Origin of the sequence: Streptomyces sp. NPDC048295 (genome assembly GCF_040652135.1) — a bacterium.
Lineage (GTDB): Bacteria > Actinomycetota > Actinomycetes > Streptomycetales > Streptomycetaceae > Streptomyces.
This window is the reverse complement of record NZ_JBEZLL010000002.1, coordinates 204,898-223,103: the sequence shown is the minus strand read 5'-3', so window position 1 is coordinate 223,103 and position 18,206 is coordinate 204,898. Positions and strand designations below refer to the sequence as shown.

Below are 18,206 nucleotides of genomic sequence, written 5' to 3'. Positions count from 1 at the left end.
CCTCCGGGTGAACGCCGAGGGCTCTCACTCCTTCACCGCGCCCGCGTTGGCGCCGCTGACGAAGTAGCGCTGGAAGCAGAAGAAGAGCGCGGCCACCGGAAGGGTGGACAGCAGGGCCGCCGCGAGTTTCAGCGGATACTGTGTTCCGCCGCCGAGCCCGCCGGAGACGAAGCGTGCCAGGCCCGTGGTGAGCGTCTCGTACTGGCCGGACTGCGTGCTGACGAGGAAGTGCGTGAACTCGTTCCACGACCCCTGGAACGACAGGATCGTCAAGGTGATCAACGCCGGTCTGGCCATCGGCAGGACGACGGACCAGAAGATCCGGAACACACCCGCCCCGTCGACCCGTGCCGCTTCCTCGACCTCGCGCGGTACCGACTCGAAGAACTGCTTCATGATGAAGATGCCCGCCGCGTCCACCAGCAACGGCAGGATCATGCCGGTGTACGAGTCGAACAGACCGAAGGTGTTCAGCACCAGGAACTTCGGGATGAGCAGGGCCACACCAGGCACCGCCATCACCGCCAGCACGAAGCCGAACAGCATCGAGCGGCCCCGGAACCGCAGCCGCGCCAGCGCGTATCCCGCCATGGAGTCGAACAGCACCCGGCCCGCCGTCACCAGCACCGCGATCAGGGCCGAGTTGCCCAGCCAGCGAAGGAAGGGCACCCCGTCCGCGGCCTGGCTCAGCCCGAACAGCCGCTGGTACGCGGCCGTGGTCGGCGTGGTGGGCAGCAGGGCCAGCGGGTGCGCGGCGGCATCCGGGTCCGTCTTGAAGCCCGTCACCAACTGGAGGGCGAACGGCAGCAGATAGAGCAGTCCGAGCCCGAGCACCGCGGCGTACCCCACCACCCGCCACGGCAGGCGGAATCGGCTCAGGACGGGTCGGCCCCGATCCTGCGGGGTGCGACCGGTCCGGTCGCGTGCCGGTGTGGCGGCGACGGTCATCGGTTCCTCCCGGTACGTGCGCCGCGTTCCCGCAGCACCCAGCGCTGGAATGCGGTCAGGACGAGGATCAGGGCGAGCAGGATGAACGCGATCGCCGAGCCCTGCCCGAAGTCCGCGTTGTCGAAGCCCGCCGAGTACGACAGGAAGGCGGGTGTGAGCGTCGTATTGCCCGGAGCGCCCTGGCCCATCACGTACACCTGGTCGAACACCTGCCAGGTGGAGATCAGCCCGAGCGTCAGAACGAGGAACAGCACGGGGCGCAGGGCGGGCAACGTCACGTGCCGCAGCATCTGCCGGCGGTTGACCCCCTCCATCGCCGCCGACTCCTCCAGCTCGCGCGGAATGTTCTGGAGCGCCGCGAGGAAGATCAGCATGAAGGTGCCGGAGGTCGTCCACACGGCGAGCAGGATGAGTGTGCACATCGCGACCGAGGGGCCCGAGAGCCATTCGAACCACGACAGGCCCAGCGCGGAGTGGTCCGCCAGCATGCCGGTGGGCCGTTCGGGGTCGACGATCCCCAGGCCTCCCAGGATCAGGGAGAGCACCCCGCGCGGGTCCGCGAACCAGTTCGGTCCCTTGATCCCGATCCAGGACAGCAGGGAGTTGACGGCTCCGCTGCCCTGGAAGAGGAAGAGGAACACCGTGGATACGGCGATGGAGCTGGTGACCGACGGGAAGAAGAACGTCGTCCGGAGGGCGCCACGCCCCCGCAGCAGCCGCTGGTTGACGATCAGGGCCAGGCCCAGCGCCAGCAGGGTCTGCAGGGGAACGGTCAGCACCACGTAGTAGAGGTTGTTGCGCAGGGAGGTGGCGAAGAGGGTGCGGTCGAGGCCGTCCTGTGTGAGCAGCGACCGGTAGTTGTCCAGGCCGACGAAATCGGCCTGGCCGGAGAACGGGTTGGACTGGCCGTCCCAGTGCAGCAGGCTCACCCACAGCGCCATCAGGATGGGCAGCACCATGAACAGTCCGAGGACGAGCACCATGGGGCTGACGAACAGCCAGCCCCAGGCGCCCTCCCCGCGGAGGCCCGCGCGCCGGGCGCGGGCCTTCGCGGTCGTACCGGTCTCGCCGGGTGCGCTGTCAGGTGCGCCGGGCGAGCCGGTGGTACGGGAGACTCCGCGCACGCGCGTCGTGCGGATGGGCATGGGGCTCAGTTGCCCTTCGCGATCGCCTGTTCGCCGTTGCGCTGAAGGTCGGCGAGGATCTTCTTCGGGTCGGCGGTGCGCAGCGACTGCAGGTCGGTGTTGAACTGGCTCAGGACCTTGTCGAAGCCGGCGATCGTCACCGGGCCCTGGGCGTAGGCGCTGCCGTCCACCCAGGCCTTGGCGGCGGGCTGCTTCTCGGCGTACGTCTTGAGCGCGCTCGTCCGCGACGGCATGACGCCGAACGCGTCGGCGAAGGCGAGTTGCTGCTTGGCGGAGGTCAGGTACTTCACGAGGTCGACGCCCGCGTCCCGGTGCGCGCTGTCGGCGGCGACGCCCCAGCAGTTGCTGAAGGCGAGGGTGCCCTGGCCGGCCGGCCCCGCGGGCAGCGGCGCGATGGCGTACTTCACATCGGGGTAGTCGAGCTTCATGCCGCCTTCGAGCCAGTTGCCCTCGAAGGTCATCGCGGCCTTGCCCTTGCCGAGCGCCTCACCGCCCCAGCTGGTGTCCACCTGCTTGGCGAACTTCATCGAGCCCGACTTGAGGAGGGACTGGACGAAGGAGAGCCCCTTGGCGTTCTCCGCGGTGTCGGCGGTCATCTTCTTCTGGTCGGTGTCGGTGAGCCAGCCGCCCGCCTGCTTCATGAAGACGCCGAGCCGCTGGTACTCGTCGCTGGTGACCAGGCCGGTGACACCGTTCTTGGTGAGCTTGCCCGCGACGGTCCTCAGCTCGTCCCAGCTCTTGGGGTAGTCCTTCTCCGTCAGCCCGGCCTTCTTCCACAGGTCGGTGTTGATGGCCAGGCCGAGGGTGGAGGTGTCCTTCGGCAGACAGACCAGCTTCCCGTTGTACGAGAAGGAGTTCCGCAGCTGCTCGGAGAAGTCGTCGGCATCGGATATCCGGTCGCCGTACGGGTACAGCGAGCCGCCCTTCGCGTAGTTCGCGAACTGGTCGGAGTTGACGTAGAAGACGTCCGGCGGCTTGTGCCCGGCGAAGGACTGGGCGAGCTGCTGGTTCATGTCCTTGGCGATCTCGACGGAGACCGTGTTTCCCGACTGCTTCGCGTAAGCGGCGGCGGCGGCCTTGACCGCCTGGGTCTCGGCGTCCCCCGAGGTGGCGATCAGTACCGTCAGCTTCTGCTTGGCCGCCTTGTCCTGCTCCGGCTCCTTGTCACTGCCGAAGTCGGACGAACAGCCGGTCGCGGCCAGCAGCGCCGCGCAGGTGGCGAGCGCTGCGACGGCCGTACGGGTTCCCATGGTTTCCTCCAGGAGGGGTGGGGTTTGCGGCTCAGTGGCCCGGAATGGGCACGCTGTGAAGGGGGTTGCCCGTGGAACGGGCGTGCGGGGGGTGGTGGTTCGATGGGCCCGCGCGCGACGGGTGGTGGACCCGCGCGCGGGAAGGGTGGCTCAGTCCTCCGGCGCGGACGTGCTGTCGCGCACGACGAGGGACGGTTCGAGCAGGACGCGCTCGGGCGGGGCTCCGGCCCGTGACATCCGGGCCAGCAGGAGCCGGACGCATTCGCGGCCGACGGCCTCCAGCGGCTGGGCCACGGTGGAGAGTCCGGGGGACAGAAGCGCTGCCATGGGATTGTCGTCGAAGCCGACCACGGCGACGTCGGCGCCCGGCACGGCCCGCCGCTCGCGCAGGGCGTGGTAGCAGCCCAGCGCGAGCATGTCACTGGCGGCGACCACGGCCGTCGCGCCCGCGTCCAGCAGGGGTCCGACAGCGGCCTGTGCCGAGCTGATGTCGTCGACGCTCTGTGCCCGCCGGCCGCGCACCGGAAGGCCGTGCCGTCGCATGGCGCGCTGCCAGCCCGCGGCGCGGTCGTCACCGGCGCCGGAACCGCGCGGCCAGCCGAGGAACGCGATCCTGCGGTGTCCCAGGCCCACCAGGTGTTCGACCGCGGCATCCGTTCCGGAGGCGCCGTCGACATCGACCCAGTCGCCGATCGGCCGGCCGGACCACATGCGGCCGAAGGCGACGAACGGGATACCGCGCTTCTCCAGCCAGGCCTGGCGCTGGTCGCCCCGTTCGGTGCCGCTGAGCACGAAGCCGTCCACGTTGTGAAGGTCGAGGAGTTCCTCGTACCCGTCGAGGCCCGCGCTGCCCGGGGGTGAGGCGAAGAGCAGGATCCGGTAGCCGGCCTCGTCCGCGGTCTGGGACAGGGCGTGCAGGAACCGGTCCATGACCGGGGCCGAGACGCCCGGGGCGGTGGGGCGGATGCCGTAGCCGATGAGTTTGCTGGAGCGGGTGCGCAGGGTCTGTGCCGCTCGGTGCGGGCGGTAGCCCAGCTCGTCGATGGTACGCAGGACGCGGTCCAGGGTCTCCGGACGCAGCAGTTCGGGCGAGTTCAGCGCGTTCGACACCGTCTGCGGAGACACTCCGGCCCGCTGCGCGACCGTGGCCAGGGTCACCGAAGCGGCCTTGGTCGTGGAGGTGTTGGTGGAGCGGGGCATGAAGGTCTCCGGAACCGGTTGTGCGAACGGACGAGTTCATTGGAGCGTTCCAAAACCGTTGTCAACGCCCTGAGGTCGTCGTTAGGGTTCTTGGAACGCTCCAATGCCTGAGAGGTTCTGCTCTGTTGCACACCACTGTCAAGACCCAAGACGTAACGAACTCCGAGACGGGGGCAGGCCCGTCGGCCGAAGGTCTCCAGCCGTTCCTGCATGACGCCTGTGTGACGCTCTACGCGCCGAGCTTCGTGATCTCGCGCGCGGACGGGCAGCTCGACGGTGCCGCCGACGGCTTCTACCACGGCGACAGCAGAGCTCTTTCCCGGCTGACCGTCGCGGCGGACGGCATTGTCCTCGCCCCGGTGGGCGGAGGGCTGGAAGGGGCGGACCGGGCGGCCTTCCGCAGTGTGCTGCGCGGTCTCGGCGAGGACACTCCGGACCCGGCGGTCACGCTGCACCGGCGCCGACGCGTCACTTCCGGGCACCTGGAGGAGACCCTCGACGTCACCAACGCGGGGCGGCAGCATGTCCGTGTCCGGCTGATCGTCACGGCGGGGACGGACCTCGCGCCGATCGAGCGCGTCAAGTCCGGGCATACGCAGGCCCTGGTCGCCGCCAATGCCGCCGAGGGCGGTCTCGGCTGGTCCAAGGACACCTTCGCCGTCCGTCTCACCGGTTCCCCGGAGCCGTCGGCCGTCGACCCGGCAGCCGGACGGCTGGAGTACGGGATCGAGCTCGCGCCGGGAGCCTCGTGGAGCGGCGTGCTGCGCTGCGACGCGGTGCACGAGGACGGCGACCAGTTCCCCGCGCCTCCTGCGGACAGCCTGCCCTGGCGCACGCCTCGGCTGCGCAGCGCGGACCGCCGTTTCGACCACTGGCTGAGCCGGTCCGCGGCCGACCTCGACCGGTTGCGGCTCACCGATCCGGAGAATCCGGCCGACCAGTTCCTGGCGGCAGGCGCCCCGTGGTTCCTCACCCTCTTCGGCCGCGACTCCCTCTGGGCGGCCCGCATGCTGCTGCCGCTGGGCACCGGCCTCGCCGCGGGTACGCTGCGTACCCTGGCCCGCCGGCAGGGCACGAAGTCCGACCAGGGCACCGAGGAACAGCCGGGCAAGATCCTGCACGAAGTCCGCCGCGCCACCCAGGACTTCCACGAGAACTTCTCCCTGCCGCCCTGCTACTACGGCACGGTCGACGCCACCCCGCTCTGGGTCACCCTGCTGCACGACTCCTGGCGCTGGGGCCTCGCGCCCGAGCAGGTCGAGCAGCTCCTGCCGCACGCGGAGTCCGCCCTCGCCTGGATGCGCGACCAGGGCGACGCGGACGGGGACGGGTTCCTGAAGTACATCGACCACACCGGCCGGGGCCTGGCCAACCAGGGCTGGAAGGACTCGGGCGACTCCATCCGCTACAGCGACGGACGCATCGCGACTTCCCCGATCTCGCTCTGCGAGGTCCAGGCGTACGCCTACGAGGCGGCCCGGGGCGGTGCGGACCTGCTGCGGGCCTTCGGCCGCCCCGGCGCCGACCGGTGGGAGGAGTGGGCCGAGCGGCTCCGTGACCGTTTCCGCCGCCACTTCTGGGTGGAGGACGAGCGGGGCCCGTACCCGGCGGTGGCTCTCGACGGGGACAAGAGGCCGGTGGACTCGGTCACCTCGGGCTTCGGCCATCTGCTGGGCACGGGCCTGCTCGACCACGAGGAGAGCGCCCTGCTGGCCGCCAGGCTCGGCGCGCCCGACCTGGACTCGGGCCATGGCCTGCGGACGCTGAGCAGCGACTCCGTGGCGTACAACCCGTACGGCTACCACATCGGTTCCATCTGGCCGCACGACACGGCCATCGCCGTGCACGGACTGGCCAGGGCCGGTTTCCCGCAGGAGGCCGCGTCGCTCTCCGAGGGCCTGCTGAATGCGTCGGCGGCCTTCGACGGCAGGCTTCCCGAACTGTTCGCCGGCCATGGATCGGCGACCGACGCCCGCCCCTCGCCCTATCCCGCTTCGTGCCGCCCGCAGGCCTGGGCGGCGGCCTCGTCCGTGATGGTCCTCCAGTCGGTGCTGGGGCTCTCGGCCGATGTCCCCGGCGGAACGCTCACGGTCGCGCCCGGCTTCGCGGAGGCGTACCGGCCGCTGAAGGTCGAGGGGCTCGACGTCGCGGGCGGGCGGCTGGACATCACCGTCGATGCCGACGGTACGGCGCACATCGATGCGCCGGAGGGCCTGGCGGTGAGGAGGCAGTACCCGGCACCCCGCTGACGCGAGCCGGTGCGCCCGCCCCGCGGTACGACATGGCGGGGCGGGGCGGCGCCGCGTCTCCTCCCCCGGCGCACGCCGCTCAGCCCTGCGCGGGCGTGGTTTCGCCCTCCCGGCGCAGCGCCTGACGGACCGACCAGAGGACCGACACCAGCGGCACGGCCACCACCGCTCCGAGCACTCCCGCCGCGATGGCACCACCGATCACCGAGAGTGCGACCACGACCGGGTGGAGCCGGACCGCCCAGCTCATCACGAGCGGGTGGAGCAGGTGGCCCTCGATCTGGCCGATCACCACGATCAGGACGAGGACGACGGCCGCCACGATCGGGCCCTTCGACGCGAGCGCCACCACGGCCGCGATCGCGAGGGCGATCGGTGAACCGATCAACGGGACGAAGGCGGCGAAGAACTCCAGCAACGCCAGGGGCAGAGCCAGTGGCACTCCGAGGGCGAACAGGGCCAGTCCCACGAACACGGCGTTGGTCCCCGCCACCAGGATGATGCCGTGGGTGTAGCCGGTGAACGTACGCCAGGCGGCCCGGCCCGCGACCGCCACCCGGTCCCGGGTCCTGACCGGAAGCTGATCGCAGAACCAGTCCCACTGCCGGTCGCCGGAGTGAATGAAGAAGACCGAGCAGAACAGCGCCAGGACGAACACCGTCACCACCTCGACCAGTCGGCCCACACCGCTGACGGCCGTGCTGATGAGGGTGGAGCGATGACTGGACAGATACTGCCCGATCCGTGTCTGGAGATCGTCGAGCGTGCCCGGATTCACCCGGAACGGCGGCCCCTCCAGCCAGTGCTCGATCCTGCCCAGGCCGTCGCCGAACTCCTTCTCCAGCCCGACGCGTTCTCCGGCGACCGCCTCGCCGACGAGCGTCAGGACGCCGAGGACGAGGACGATGCTGCCGAGCAGCGCCACGGTGACGGCGACCGGCCGCGGCATCGGACGGGCCAGCAGATCCGCGACGGGGCGCAGCACCGCGGTCACGACCAGGCCGAGGAAGACGGCTGCCGCCACCTCGTGGAACCGCCCCAGCACGGCGAAGACCGCGTACACGACGGCGCCCACCACGAGGATCCGCCAGGCGTAGGCGGCGGCCGTCTGGAGCACGGGGTTCACGCGTGGCGAATACCGCGGGCCGGGCAACGCCTGTGGCGCGTCGGGGTTCCGGGCCGCGGGGCCGGTCATGCCGCGCAGTGCCCGGCGTGAGGCGGCGCGGATCCGGTGCCGTCGCCCTTCGGACGGTGCGCCGGGGTCCGTGTGGTCGGGCTGCGGGTTCGAGGGCTTGGGCATGCCCTGCTGGTACCAGGAGAATCCATGCCTTTTCGGGCCCTCGGACCGACATGCCCAGGATGTCACCCCAGGGGCGGAGTCACCGGCCGCCGGAGGCCCCGCGCGCCGGAGCCGACTTCCGTATTGCCGTCGCTCGCCGCGCATTCGAGAGCGCGACCGCCATGACCGAAGCGCCGAATCGCCGGCCCGGGATCAACGGTCGGCCGCACCATCCATGACCCGCAAACCCACCCACACCACTCCGATAGCATGTTCGAACTCACGACGAGCGCCCTGATCGCCCGTCATTCACCGGAAATCCATGCTGTCCGGCACGAAGAGTGACCCATCCAGCCAATATCTAACAAATCGGCCAAACAATTGATACCTAGAGCATCGCGGGTGTTTTCGCGAATAGACCGCAAAACCATCTTCGCCGCGTGGCGTCAACCGCGGGCGATACTGTGGACCGCGGCGGCGGTGGTCACCCTCGGATTCCTGATCGCACTGGAGATCGCCGCGCGTCACTACGGCCTACCGGGGCCGATGACCACTCAAGTACAAGAGGTGATAGTCGCCCCCAAATCGGGATTCCTGCTGTACGCGAGCATGGGCCTGATGATGGTGGTGCTCACCTGGCGGCAACGGTTCATCGCGACCGGTGTCGCGATCGGCATCGACCTCGTCATCTTCCTGGTGCGGTGGGCGGCCGACGCCAGGGTGACCGAAGGCCACCCCTTCGGCAACGGTGCGCTGTGGGTGATTCTGGGCTGGGCGGTCATCGCCGTCACGCGCCGCACGGGCTCGGAACGTCTCCTTCTGCTCAAGGGTGTCGGGCTGGGCCTGCTGCTGGTGACCGGCCGCAAGACCGGCGACACCTGGCTCCTCATCACATCCAAGACCCGCACGCAGGTGCTCGACCAGTACGTGGCGACCGCCGATCACGCGCTGGGCAATCCGTCGTGGCTGGTGGGCCGCCTCGTCGAATCCACCGGTCCGATCGGCGCCCGTTTCCTCGACTCCGTGTACGCCCAGCTCGCGGTGGCCGCGGTCGTCGTCGCCGTCTACCAGCTGCGCAAAGTGGCGGTCGAGCGCCGCTTCCCGGGCCACCATCTGGTGCGCACCTTCCTGGTCATCGGCCTGCTCGGTCCGGGCATCTACATGATCTTCCCGGTGGTCGGGCCGATCTTCGCCTACGGCGCCGACGGCGGGCACTGGGCGCTGGCGAACCTGTGGCCGGACACACCGCCGCCCATCGGTACCCCGCACCACATGCCGTTCGACGAGATCACTCCGCGCAACTGCATGCCCAGCCTGCACACCGCATGGGCCACCGCGATCTTCATCCACTCCCGCAAGGGGCCGCGGTTCCTGCAATACGCCGGCGCGTTCTGGCTGATCGCCACGCTCGCCGCGACGCTGGGCTTCGGCTACCACTACGGCGCGGACATCGTCGCCGGCGTGGTGTTCACGCTCACCATCGAGGTGGCGCTGCGGGCGCTCGACCGCGGCTGGGACCGGGCGGGAATCCAGCTGGTCGCCTACGGCACGGTGGTCTTCGCCGCACTCCTGGTGTCCTTCCGGTATCTGTCGACGCAGATGGCCGCATATCCATGGGTGTTCGGACCGCTGGTCATCCTTTCGATGGTCTCGGTGATCTACGGCTATGTACGGACCACCAGGCTGTGGGAACCGAAGGCCGCACAGGCACGGCAGCCGGAGCTGCAACCCGAGCTGGTCTGATCCCTGTCGCGTCACGGGGCACGCATGTCCCGGGCGCGAACATGTCCACGCCGGAGCGTCCCCGGACCGGGGGATCCCGCACCTCGTGCGGGGTCCCGCGGTCCTGGGACGCTCCGGCACCTCGTGCAAGGTCCCGCGGTCCGGGGTGGTCCGGTTCCGTCTCCATTGATCCAGTCCGCATGCCGGGCCGCGGCCCGGCTGCCCGGATCCATGAAGACGCCGCGATGCACGGCGCCGGCCCCGTTGCCCCGGGCTCAGTCGGGCAGATCTTCGTCGCCGCCGAGGCCGGCGACCATACGACGCAGAACGCCGACCATCGTGACGAAGGCGGTTCCGGGGATGCCTTCGTACGTTTGGTGATGCACCCGCAGATTGCGCACCCCGGACCGACCGCGGCCGGCTTCACCTGCCGCGGTCGGGGTCATGGTCCCGTTCTCTTCGGCCGTCCACGGGCGACGCGGATCGTCGAACGCCCCGTCGAAGTCGGCACCGAGGTCCGCGTACTCGGCCAGTCGCCCGACCAGCGCGGCACGGGTCCATCTGCCCGGCTCACCGGCGACATGGTCCAGCGTCACCATTGAGGCCGCGTGAGTGCCTCCACCGCCAACTGGGCGCGCAGCGCGCCGACGACCAGCCAGTACGCCTCATCGCTCCACGCGCCGATGGGCCGGTCCGCGGCTCTTCCAGCGAGTACCCCTGGACGACCGCCGCTCGGAGGTGGCCACGCCCTTCGGGATCTCGCACTCAGTAGGCATGGTCGGCCGTGATGTCGGCGGAGAGGTCGAGATGGCGCCGGGCCGTCTCGGGACGCAGGGCCATCAAGGTATGGACGAGGGCGTCCACCGCGGCGAGGTGGGCGATGCGGCTGGCGGAGGTCTCCAGCCCGAAGACGAGGTCCTGGCCTCCCGCGACGAGGACATGAGAACTGGTCTCGCTGAGCGGCGAGCGGGCGTAGCTGGTGATGGTGATGACCGTGGCCCCGGCACGCCGGGCGTGGCGGGCCGTGTCGACCGTGGTGCGGGTCGCTCCGGTGTGGCTGATGGTGAGACAGACACCGTCCGGAGGGAGTTGGGCGGCGGCAAGGCCGGCGGTGAGGGGGTCGGCCGGGGCGTCGACGACGCAGCCCAGGGCACGCAGCCGGTACGCCGCGTCGAGGGCGACGGCGGCCGACAGCCCGGCTGCCGCGACGACGACGCGCGGTGCGGCCTGGAGCGCGTCGGCCGCCGCGGAGAGTGCGGTGATGTCGAGGGTCGAGGCCACGCCGTCCAAGGCGTCGCGGGAGGCACGGACCGTTTCGGCGAGTGCATGGGAAGCGGGGTCGTCCGACGGCAACGAGGGCGGTTCCACCACCTGCCGGGCGGCTTCGATCTTGAGCTCCTGAAAGCCCCGGAAGCCGAGTCGCTGACAGGCACGCACGACCGAGGAGGGTGCGGTGCCCGCCATCGCAGCCACGTCGCTGACGCTGAGGTGTACCAACGCGGCGCCCTGGTCGAGCACCACCTGTGCCACCCGGGCCTCGGTTTCACGGAGTTCCGGAAGTCGGGCCCTGACCTGCGCGGAGAGCCGGCCTCCGGCATCGGAATTTCGTTCCATGCGCATAGCCTATCGTGGAATTCTGTTCCACACCTCCCTCGGCAGGAGTCACTCCGTCATGCCCGCATCAGCTTTCCCCGCCGTAACCGTTGCCGTTCTCGCGGCCGCGGTCCTGCACGCGGTCTGGAACGCCATGGCCCACCGGATCCCGGACAAACTCGTGGGATTCGCGCTCATCAACTGTGCCTACACCGCGTGTGCGGGTCTCCTGGTGTGCCTGACTCCGTTCCCCCCGGCGGAGGCCTGGCCGTTCCTGGTGGCCTCCGCGGTGCTGGAGGTCGCCTCGCAACTGTTCCTGCTGCGCGCCTACCAGTTGGGGGACTTCGGGCAGATGTACCCCCTGGCCCGCGGTGTCGCCCCACTGCTCGTGGCCGTCGTCTCGGTCACCGTGCTCGGCGGCGCGCTCACGCCGGTCCAGGGCGCGGGCGTGCTGCTGGTGTCCGGCGGCCTCGCCGCACTGGCCCTGGCGAACGGCCGCCTCGGCCGCGCCCAGCTTCCGGCGCTGGCCGCCGCGATCGGAACGGGAATGATCATCGCCGCCTACACCCTCGTCGACAGCACGGGCGTACGGCAGGCCGACGACATCCTGTCGTACATCGCCTGGCTCTTCCTGTGCCAGGGCCCGGTCCTGCCGCTGATCGCACTGGCGCGACGCCGCAGGGCGCTGTTCGCGCAGCTCCGCCCGGTCCTCGGCACCGGTCTGCTCGGCGGGGTGCTCTCCATGGCCGCGTACGGCCTGGTCATCTGGGCCCAGGCCCATGGCGATGTCACCGCCGTCGCCGCACTGCGCGAAACCGGCATCCTCGTCGCCGCGGTCATCGCCACGTTGTTCTTCCGCGAACCCTTCGGGCGCCTGAGGCTGGTGGCCGGAGCGGTGGTGCTGGCCGGGATCGGTCTCATGCATTAGGAGGTGCGCCGGTCCACCCGGGCGGCGCGATGACGACCGCCGCACCCGGGACAGCGTCTCCCCACTCCGGACGAGCGAGCCGGACACATGAGAGGGACGCCGTGCTGATTCGGACACGTGGGTGCGAAGCCCACTGGACCACATTCGCGGTGATCGCGTTCGGAACGCCGTTCCTCGTCAGCGGGTTGGTCCTGGCGGGACTGTCCGCCGTGTTCCCGGCGGACGCGGAACACTCCCCGGGCACGGTATGACTCGGGGCCGGCCACGTCAGCCGGTGTGCGAGTCCAAGGCGTCGAGGATCTCGCCCCAGACTTCGCGGGGGCGGTCGTGCCCCATGTCCGGGATCAGCAAAAGCTTCGCTCCGGGCACCAGTTGGGCGGTGCGCTCCCCGCCACTGGGGTCGGTCAGGACGTCGTCCAGGCCATGAATCACCAGGGTCGGCACTCGCAGCTCGCGGAGCGCGTCGGCGCGTGATCCGCTGAGGATCATTGCAGCGAGCTGCCGCCCGGCTCCTGCCGGGTAGTAGGCGCGGTCGTAACTCGCGGCAGCCAGCTCACGCAGGAGCGCCGGACTGCCGTACCGCTTCGAGGCCCACACCAGGTCCTTCTCCGCTGCTGCGACGTACCCTTCGCGATCCGTCGGCTTCGGACTGAGGAGGACTGCTTGGGCCTCGGGACTGGTCCGGCCGTAGTCGGGCTCGCCGGTCGACGACATCATCGACGTCAGCGTCAGGACTCGCTCCGGATGGCTGATGGCCATCGTCTGGGCGATCATGCCGCCCATCGAGGATCCGACCACATGAGCCCGTTCGATCCCGAGCGCGGTGAGCAGACCGAGGCCGTCGTCGGCCATGTCCTGTAGGGCGTAGGGCGCCATCGCGAGAGCGGAGGAGATGTCTCCCGAACTCACGGCGCCGGTGAACCGGCCCATGTCGACGGGGCGATCGTCGAACTTGGTGGACAGCCCGCAGTCGCGGTTGTCGTACCGGATCACATGGCGTCCACGATCTGCGAGCGCACGGCAGAAGTCCTCGTGCCAGGCGATCATCTGAGCGCTGAAACCCATCACGAGCAGGACAGCAGGATCAGCGGGATCACCGAACGTCTCGTACGCGATGGACACTCCGGGCGAGGCTTCAACAGTCGGCATGGTGAGAGTGTCCCAGCATCGCCCGTCTTCGCGCATCGGGAATTCACCCCGCTCGACCTGCGCGTTCGGCAGCGGCAGGTGCGACCCGTCACTGATGCCCCCTGATCCCGACACGCTGCAAGGAGTACGCACCTCAGCCGGACCGTTGGCGCACGGCCGCCTCCAGTCGGGCGATGTCCTTGGTCCGTCGGGGCTCGGACGGACCCCGGACGCAATCGGGCAGCCCATCCAACAGACAGGCGTCGCAGCAGCCAGGCCGGTCGCCGGCAGATGCGGGCCACGACGCCCTCGACCGGGCCTCCGGGCAGTCACTGCTGGGTACGGCGTTCCAGATAGATGGAGGTGAACACGGCGACCTTGGCACGCAGGGCCCAGGGGTCGAACGGCTTGCTGATGTAGTCCACGGCGCCGGCCGCGTATCCGCGGGCGGAGTGCTCCGAGTCCACGCCCATCGCCGTGAGGAAGATGATGGGGACGTCACGGGTCCGAGGGCGGCGCTTGATGTGCGCGCACGTCTCGTAGCCGTCCATCTCCGGCATCTGGACGTCCATGATGATGACCGCGAAGTCGTCGTGATCGAGCAGTGCTTTGAGCGCTTCCCGCCCGGAAGAGACGGTGACGAGCTCCTGATCGAGCGTCGACAGCACCGCGGTCATCGCCAGCAGGTTGCCCGGCTGGTCGTCCACGATGAGGATCTTGGGCATGTCCTGGGGCTGCGGCGCGGCAGGCAGCGCGGCCGTGGACTTCTCGACGGCGTCCAGCTGACGTTCGAGCAGACTGCAGCGGTCCTCGGCTGCTGCACGCTGTGCGCGTGCCTCACGGAGCTCCGCCGCCAGCCGCTCCACATCGAGCTGCAGCGAGTCGCGTTCCTGCAGCAGGCCGGAGACATCGGGGTGGGCGGCCGCGAGCTCGTCCGCCCGCTTCCGTTCGGCACTTCGGTCGGCCTCCAGTTGGCTGAGGCGCACTTCCAGGTCGGCGATGCGGTGGGTACGGTCCAGCAGGGCGTCGCCCAGAACGTCGCCTCGGACGCTCGACCGCCGGGAAACCCGGTCGGCGTCTGCCAGCTGCTGCTCCAGGATCTCCACCGCGTGCTTGGGAGAGGACGCGGCGTCGACAGCCGACCCGTACAGCCCCCGTACGAACTCGATGGCCTCGGTCGTGACCGCGGAACCGCGGTGCTGGGCGAGATCCGTGAAGAGGTCGGTGATCACCTGCCACGGAGGCAGGCGGGTGCCGTTCAGGTAACGGGAGAAGGTGCCGGGATCGCGCCGGCGCCGGGCCGCGTAGCGCCGCACGGACACCTCCATCCCCTCGAACAGCTCCCGCAGAGCCTGGGCGAGAGCACGGGAAGCCTCGGTGAGGTCGTCGCCCAGCGGCCGCAGTTCACCCATTTCTCTCCCCCTCCCGGGTGCCGGCGTCCGCGCGCTGCCGACGACCGCTGTCCTCGGTGTCGATGAGACGGTTGAAGAAGGGGACTGCCAGTCCTGCGGCGGCAAGCCCCGCGAGCAGGCTTCGCGGCGCCCCTTCACCGGCGAGTGCGGTCAGCCCGCCCGCCGCTGCGCCGGCGAGTAATGCGAGCAGCAACACCAAGGTCGCTCTCAGCGACAACAGCGGCCGGTCCATCAAGACCTCTATCCGTTCAGCCCGCCGCGGAGCGACAGGACCTTTCACTCGTCCGGCGGATTGCAGGACGGAGAGTCACAGGATGGCGGAGCTCCGGGCCGTTGCAGTCCGCAGTCGGGGAACAGGCGCAACGCAGTCTCCTGTTGCCACCGCGCCGACCCGCCCGACCACGGGCATTCCGGCTGGTCGAAGGGGCGGCGGACCCGATTGTTGCCAGGCCGTTGCGTTGCAACGTTGCTGAAGCCCGAACGGCCCGTGGGGCACGGTGTCAGGTCCGTGCCCCACGGGCTGTCGAAGAGCGGCTATGCCGCGGTGGTGATACGGGCGACGGCCAGACGTGTCAGCTCGCGATCCGGGGGGGTTTCGTCCAGCGCCCGATGCAGCGTCAACCCCTCGATCAGCGCGTCCACTTGGCGCGCGGTGGTGGCGTCGAAGTGCCGTTCGAGGATGCGGCGGCTTCGCCGCATCCAGGTCTGGCACAGCTGCCGGTACTCCGGGCGGCGGGCCGCGAGGGTGTAGAGCTCCTGGGTGAGGATCAGGTCGCGGCGGGGTCCCTCGGAGAGCGTATGGATGACGTCGGTGACGGCTTCACGGGCTTCTTCGAGGCCGACGGCGCGGCCGAGGTGCATGTCGAAAGCGGCCACGATCCGTTCCGCGAACAGGGTGAAGGCCTCGTGCAGCAGCTCGTCGATGCCGGAGAAGTGGTACGTCATCGACCCGAGCGGCACTCCGGCACGGACGGCGATCTTGCGGTGGGAGACGCCTGCGACGCCTTCGTCGGCGATGAGGTCGAGCGTGGCGGCGAGAATCCGTTCGCGGCGCTGCGGGTCGGTACGTCCGGTTGCCATGCGGGCGCCGTCAGATCTCGCGGACGACGCGGGCCGGATTGCCGACGGCGACGACGTTCGCGGGGATGTCCTTGACGACCACCGCGCCGGCGCCGATCACCGAGTTGTCGCCGATCGTCACCCCTGGGCACACGATGACGCCGCCGCCGAGCCAGACGTTGTCGCCGATGGTGATGGGGAGCGCGGCCTCCAGCTTGTCCCGGCGCGGCTGAGGCTCGACGGGATGGGTGGGCGTGAGCAGCTGGACGTTGGGGCCGATCTGGCAGTGCTCACCGATGACGATCTGCGCGACGTCCAGCGCGGTCAGGTTGAAGTTGATGAACGTGTGGGCGCCGATGGTGATGTTGCTGCCGTAGTCGACGGAGAGCGGCGGCCGCACATCGACCCCCTCCCCCACGGAGCCGAGCAGCTCGGCGAGGAGCGGCCGGGCCGTGCCGGCGTCCTCGATGCAGGCAGCCTGGTAGCGGGCGGCCAGTCTCATCGCCTGCTGCTGGCGCCGGGCGATCTCCGGGTCATCGGCGATGTAGAGGTCACCTGCGAGCATCCGTTCCAGGTTGGTGCGCGGGTCGTCAGCGAAGTGGCGTGTTTCCATGCGTACGATCGTACACCTTGAAGCGTACGATCGTACGCTCGTGGGCCGACGGCACGGCCCCGGCGACCGGTGACCTCGCGCCGTCCGGAACCGTCCCGGAACGGAACGCGACGGGGCGGGGCGGTCGCGGCGGGCAGACGAGGGGTCCCTTCCGTCGGGCCTTCCATGGGAACGGCGGGCGGGTCTCTCCCGATCGGCGGACCGGAGCGACAGCTCCGCGGGTTCACCGGCAGACCGGGCCACCGCGCGGCGCTCTCAGCACTCCACGCCCCAGCGTCGCGCGACTGCCTTCAGGCGTTCGAGTTCGCGTCGCGCTGCTGTCGGGTCGGCGAGGTCGAGCGCCATCCCGGCGCGTGCGGTGATGTAGATGATGTCCTGGCGGGTGGCGGCATCGAGGCCGGGGGCGGCCTGGAGACGGCGGCCCGTGACCCGCAGATAGATCGCGACGCTGTCCAGATCCTCGCGCAGTTCCAGCGGCAGCACCTGCCGCAGTTCGTCCTTGGCGTAGTCGCGCGCCTGGCTGTCGGCCTCGCAGGGGCGAGGCGGCCGGGGCGCCCAACGGAGGCCGGCTTCCCGGGCGTCGTCGTACATGTCCGCCACCAGGGCACGGGCGAACGAGCGGTCCTCCTCCGCGGCGGCCGCGCGGGCCGACTCCAATGTCGAGCGCAGCCGCGTACGGACGTGCGGGTCCTCCCCCGTGTCGGCGTCCACGTACCCGGACCAGACGTCGAACGCCTTGCTCAACTCGGCGTCCAGCATGATCTCGTACGCGTCCTGCACTACGCGGCCTCTCCCCTGGGGCCGACCCGGCATGGACGGCGGTGGTACACGATAGGACGGGCCTGGGGCACAGTGCCCGTGGATTTCCGGGGCGGGCGGCCGGGCTCAGCGCTGCTCGGACGCCATCCGAACCGGGACGGGAGGACCGCACCAGTAGCAGCTCTCGGCGAGCGGCGCCGAGGCGTGGAGTCGTTGACCGACTCACGGCTCATACAGAGGAAGGAAGTGGATGACCGCTTCCTCGTACGGATGGGCTTCGCGGACCGCCTCCTGGACGGCTCGGGCCTGCCCCACCTCACAGACCGACTCGATCCTGCACTCCTCGCTGCGCTGGACAACGCCCACCTCGCCGTCGAAAGGCTGCGCGCCCGGCAGTGCCTGCCAACTGCCGGTCACCCGCCAGACGCTGGAGCACCGCGCATAGTCGCCGACCCGGCCTGCGCCGACGGCGTGAAGCGCCTCGATCACCGCCTCCGCATGGCTCTCCGGGACGGATATCTCAATCTTCAACCGTGCCATGCCCGAACCCTGGATGATCTGTTCCAGGGGTTCGTGCTGGTCACCGGCAGGAGAGAGCGCTTCTGACAGTGCGGCATACAAGGCTCGGACCCGTTTCGTGCGCCGAGCGGTCTCGCTCGATACGCATCCTGTTCGTCCTGCTTCTCCTGGGTGCGGACCAGCCGTACAACGCGCGGCGATGCGTCGAACTCGGTACCACCCAGGTTCCGGGCCCTGTCACCGCCACCCCGGAGGAGGAGCGCACGACGGTATCGGCCGTGCTCTCCGACGCCGGCCACCACCGCAACGACGAGCGGGTCCGAGAGGAGATCAACGCGCTCCCGGGACCAGAAGAGACGATTCCCCTGCTCGAAGCGCTCCGCCGGCCACCGGGCAAGAGAT

17 protein-coding genes and 1 pseudogene are annotated in these 18,206 nt (G+C 69.9%); 4 read left to right on the top strand and 14 right to left on the bottom strand.

Annotated elements, in window-relative coordinates; translation table 11 throughout:
- Positions 1 to 24 precede the first annotated feature (24 nt).
- The 4 genes from AB0D53_RS03400 to AB0D53_RS03385 form a co-directional block, all read right to left on the bottom strand.
- Positions 25 to 948 carry a carbohydrate ABC transporter permease gene (locus tag AB0D53_RS03400; RefSeq protein WP_362439391.1) on the bottom strand — a complete coding sequence of 308 codons (924 nt, stop codon included), beginning with the start codon at positions 946 to 948 and terminating at the stop codon, positions 25 to 27.
- Entirely contained in the window at positions 945 to 2,093 is a 1,149-nt protein-coding gene (locus AB0D53_RS03395; RefSeq protein WP_362439388.1) for a sugar ABC transporter permease, read from the bottom strand. Before AB0D53_RS03395 ends, AB0D53_RS03400 begins: the two co-directional genes overlap by 4 nt.
- A 5-nt stretch (positions 2,094 to 2,098) precedes the next feature.
- On the bottom strand, positions 2,099 to 3,343 hold the full coding sequence (locus AB0D53_RS03390; RefSeq protein ID WP_362439385.1) for an extracellular solute-binding protein: 1,245 nt from the start codon (positions 3,341 to 3,343) through the stop codon (positions 2,099 to 2,101).
- 150 nt (positions 3,344 to 3,493) lie between these two features.
- Entirely contained in the window at positions 3,494 to 4,543 is a 1,050-nt protein-coding gene (locus tag AB0D53_RS03385) for a LacI family DNA-binding transcriptional regulator (protein ID WP_362439382.1), read from the bottom strand.
- Between the two features lie 221 nt (positions 4,544 to 4,764).
- Between AB0D53_RS03385 and AB0D53_RS03380 the strand changes: the two genes are divergently transcribed.
- The gene (locus tag AB0D53_RS03380; protein WP_362439379.1) at positions 4,765 to 6,792 is read left to right on the top strand and encodes a glycogen debranching N-terminal domain-containing protein; all 2,028 of its coding nucleotides are present in this window, start codon (positions 4,765 to 4,767) and stop codon (positions 6,790 to 6,792) included.
- A 79-nt stretch (positions 6,793 to 6,871) separates the two neighbouring features.
- Here the strand turns inward: AB0D53_RS03380 and AB0D53_RS03375 are convergent, their stop codons facing one another.
- Positions 6,872 to 8,092, bottom strand: coding sequence for an AI-2E family transporter (locus tag AB0D53_RS03375; RefSeq protein ID WP_362439376.1), 1,221 nt, complete (start codon positions 8,090 to 8,092; stop codon positions 6,872 to 6,874).
- A 438-nt stretch (positions 8,093 to 8,530) separates the two neighbouring features.
- Here AB0D53_RS03375 and AB0D53_RS03370 point away from each other — a divergent pair, with 438 nt between their 5' ends.
- Positions 8,531 to 9,814, top strand: a complete 1,284-nt coding sequence (locus tag AB0D53_RS03370; RefSeq protein ID WP_362439959.1) for a phosphatase PAP2 family protein — start codon at positions 8,531 to 8,533, stop codon at positions 9,812 to 9,814.
- 254 nt (positions 9,815 to 10,068) lie between these two features.
- On the opposite strand, the gene AB0D53_RS03365 is transcribed toward AB0D53_RS03370, so the two are convergent.
- Both AB0D53_RS03365 and AB0D53_RS03360 read right to left on the bottom strand, forming a co-directional pair.
- Entirely contained in the window at positions 10,069 to 10,392 is a 324-nt protein-coding gene (locus AB0D53_RS03365; RefSeq protein ID WP_362439373.1) for a hypothetical protein, read from the bottom strand.
- A 166-nt stretch (positions 10,393 to 10,558) separates the two neighbouring features.
- A complete protein-coding gene (locus AB0D53_RS03360; protein WP_362439370.1) occupies positions 10,559 to 11,407 on the bottom strand; it encodes a MurR/RpiR family transcriptional regulator in 849 nt (282 codons plus the stop codon).
- A gap of 58 nt (positions 11,408 to 11,465) precedes the next feature.
- On the opposite strand from AB0D53_RS03360, the gene AB0D53_RS03355 reads away from it, so the two are divergent.
- On the top strand, positions 11,466 to 12,314 hold the full coding sequence (locus tag AB0D53_RS03355; RefSeq protein ID WP_362439367.1) for an EamA family transporter: 849 nt from the start codon (positions 11,466 to 11,468) through the stop codon (positions 12,312 to 12,314).
- Positions 12,315 to 12,581: 267 nt separating this feature from the next.
- Here the strand turns inward: AB0D53_RS03355 and AB0D53_RS03350 are convergent, their stop codons facing one another.
- The 7 genes from AB0D53_RS03350 to AB0D53_RS03320 all read right to left on the bottom strand — a co-directional run bounded on the left by AB0D53_RS03350 (position 12,582) and on the right by AB0D53_RS03320 (position 17,906).
- Positions 12,582 to 13,463 (bottom strand): alpha/beta hydrolase, encoded by an 882-nt coding sequence (locus tag AB0D53_RS03350; RefSeq protein ID WP_362439364.1) that lies wholly within the window; start codon positions 13,461 to 13,463, stop codon positions 12,582 to 12,584.
- 308 nt (positions 13,464 to 13,771) lie between these two features.
- Complete coding sequence (locus tag AB0D53_RS03345) at positions 13,772 to 14,854, bottom strand: response regulator (RefSeq protein ID WP_329815769.1); 1,083 nt, start codon at positions 14,852 to 14,854, stop codon at positions 13,772 to 13,774.
- Positions 14,847 to 15,086: a hypothetical protein gene (locus AB0D53_RS03340; RefSeq protein WP_362439360.1), complete on the bottom strand. Its 240-nt coding sequence runs from the start codon at positions 15,084 to 15,086 to the stop codon at positions 14,847 to 14,849. Before AB0D53_RS03340 ends, AB0D53_RS03345 begins: the two co-directional genes overlap by 8 nt.
- A 302-nt stretch (positions 15,087 to 15,388) precedes the next feature.
- The gene (locus AB0D53_RS03335; protein WP_362439357.1) at positions 15,389 to 15,934 is read right to left on the bottom strand and encodes a TetR family transcriptional regulator; all 546 of its coding nucleotides are present in this window, start codon (positions 15,932 to 15,934) and stop codon (positions 15,389 to 15,391) included.
- 10 nt (positions 15,935 to 15,944) lie between these two features.
- The gene (locus AB0D53_RS03330) at positions 15,945 to 16,526 is read right to left on the bottom strand and encodes a sugar O-acetyltransferase (protein ID WP_362439353.1); all 582 of its coding nucleotides are present in this window, start codon (positions 16,524 to 16,526) and stop codon (positions 15,945 to 15,947) included.
- 255 nt (positions 16,527 to 16,781) lie between these two features.
- The gene (locus tag AB0D53_RS03325) at positions 16,782 to 17,306 is read right to left on the bottom strand and encodes a hypothetical protein (RefSeq protein ID WP_362439349.1); all 525 of its coding nucleotides are present in this window, start codon (positions 17,304 to 17,306) and stop codon (positions 16,782 to 16,784) included.
- A gap of 201 nt (positions 17,307 to 17,507) precedes the next feature.
- Positions 17,508 to 17,906 carry a hypothetical protein gene (locus tag AB0D53_RS03320; RefSeq protein ID WP_362439346.1) on the bottom strand — a complete coding sequence of 133 codons (399 nt, stop codon included), beginning with the start codon at positions 17,904 to 17,906 and terminating at the stop codon, positions 17,508 to 17,510.
- Between AB0D53_RS03320 and AB0D53_RS03315 the strand changes: the two are divergent.
- Positions 17,894 to 18,172 (top strand): annotated as a pseudogene (locus AB0D53_RS03315) (nucleotide disphospho-sugar-binding domain-containing protein); the annotation flags it as partial. The gene AB0D53_RS03320 and the pseudogene AB0D53_RS03315 sit on opposite strands and share 13 nt — an antisense overlap.
- Between the last annotated feature and the right edge of the window lie 34 nt (positions 18,173 to 18,206).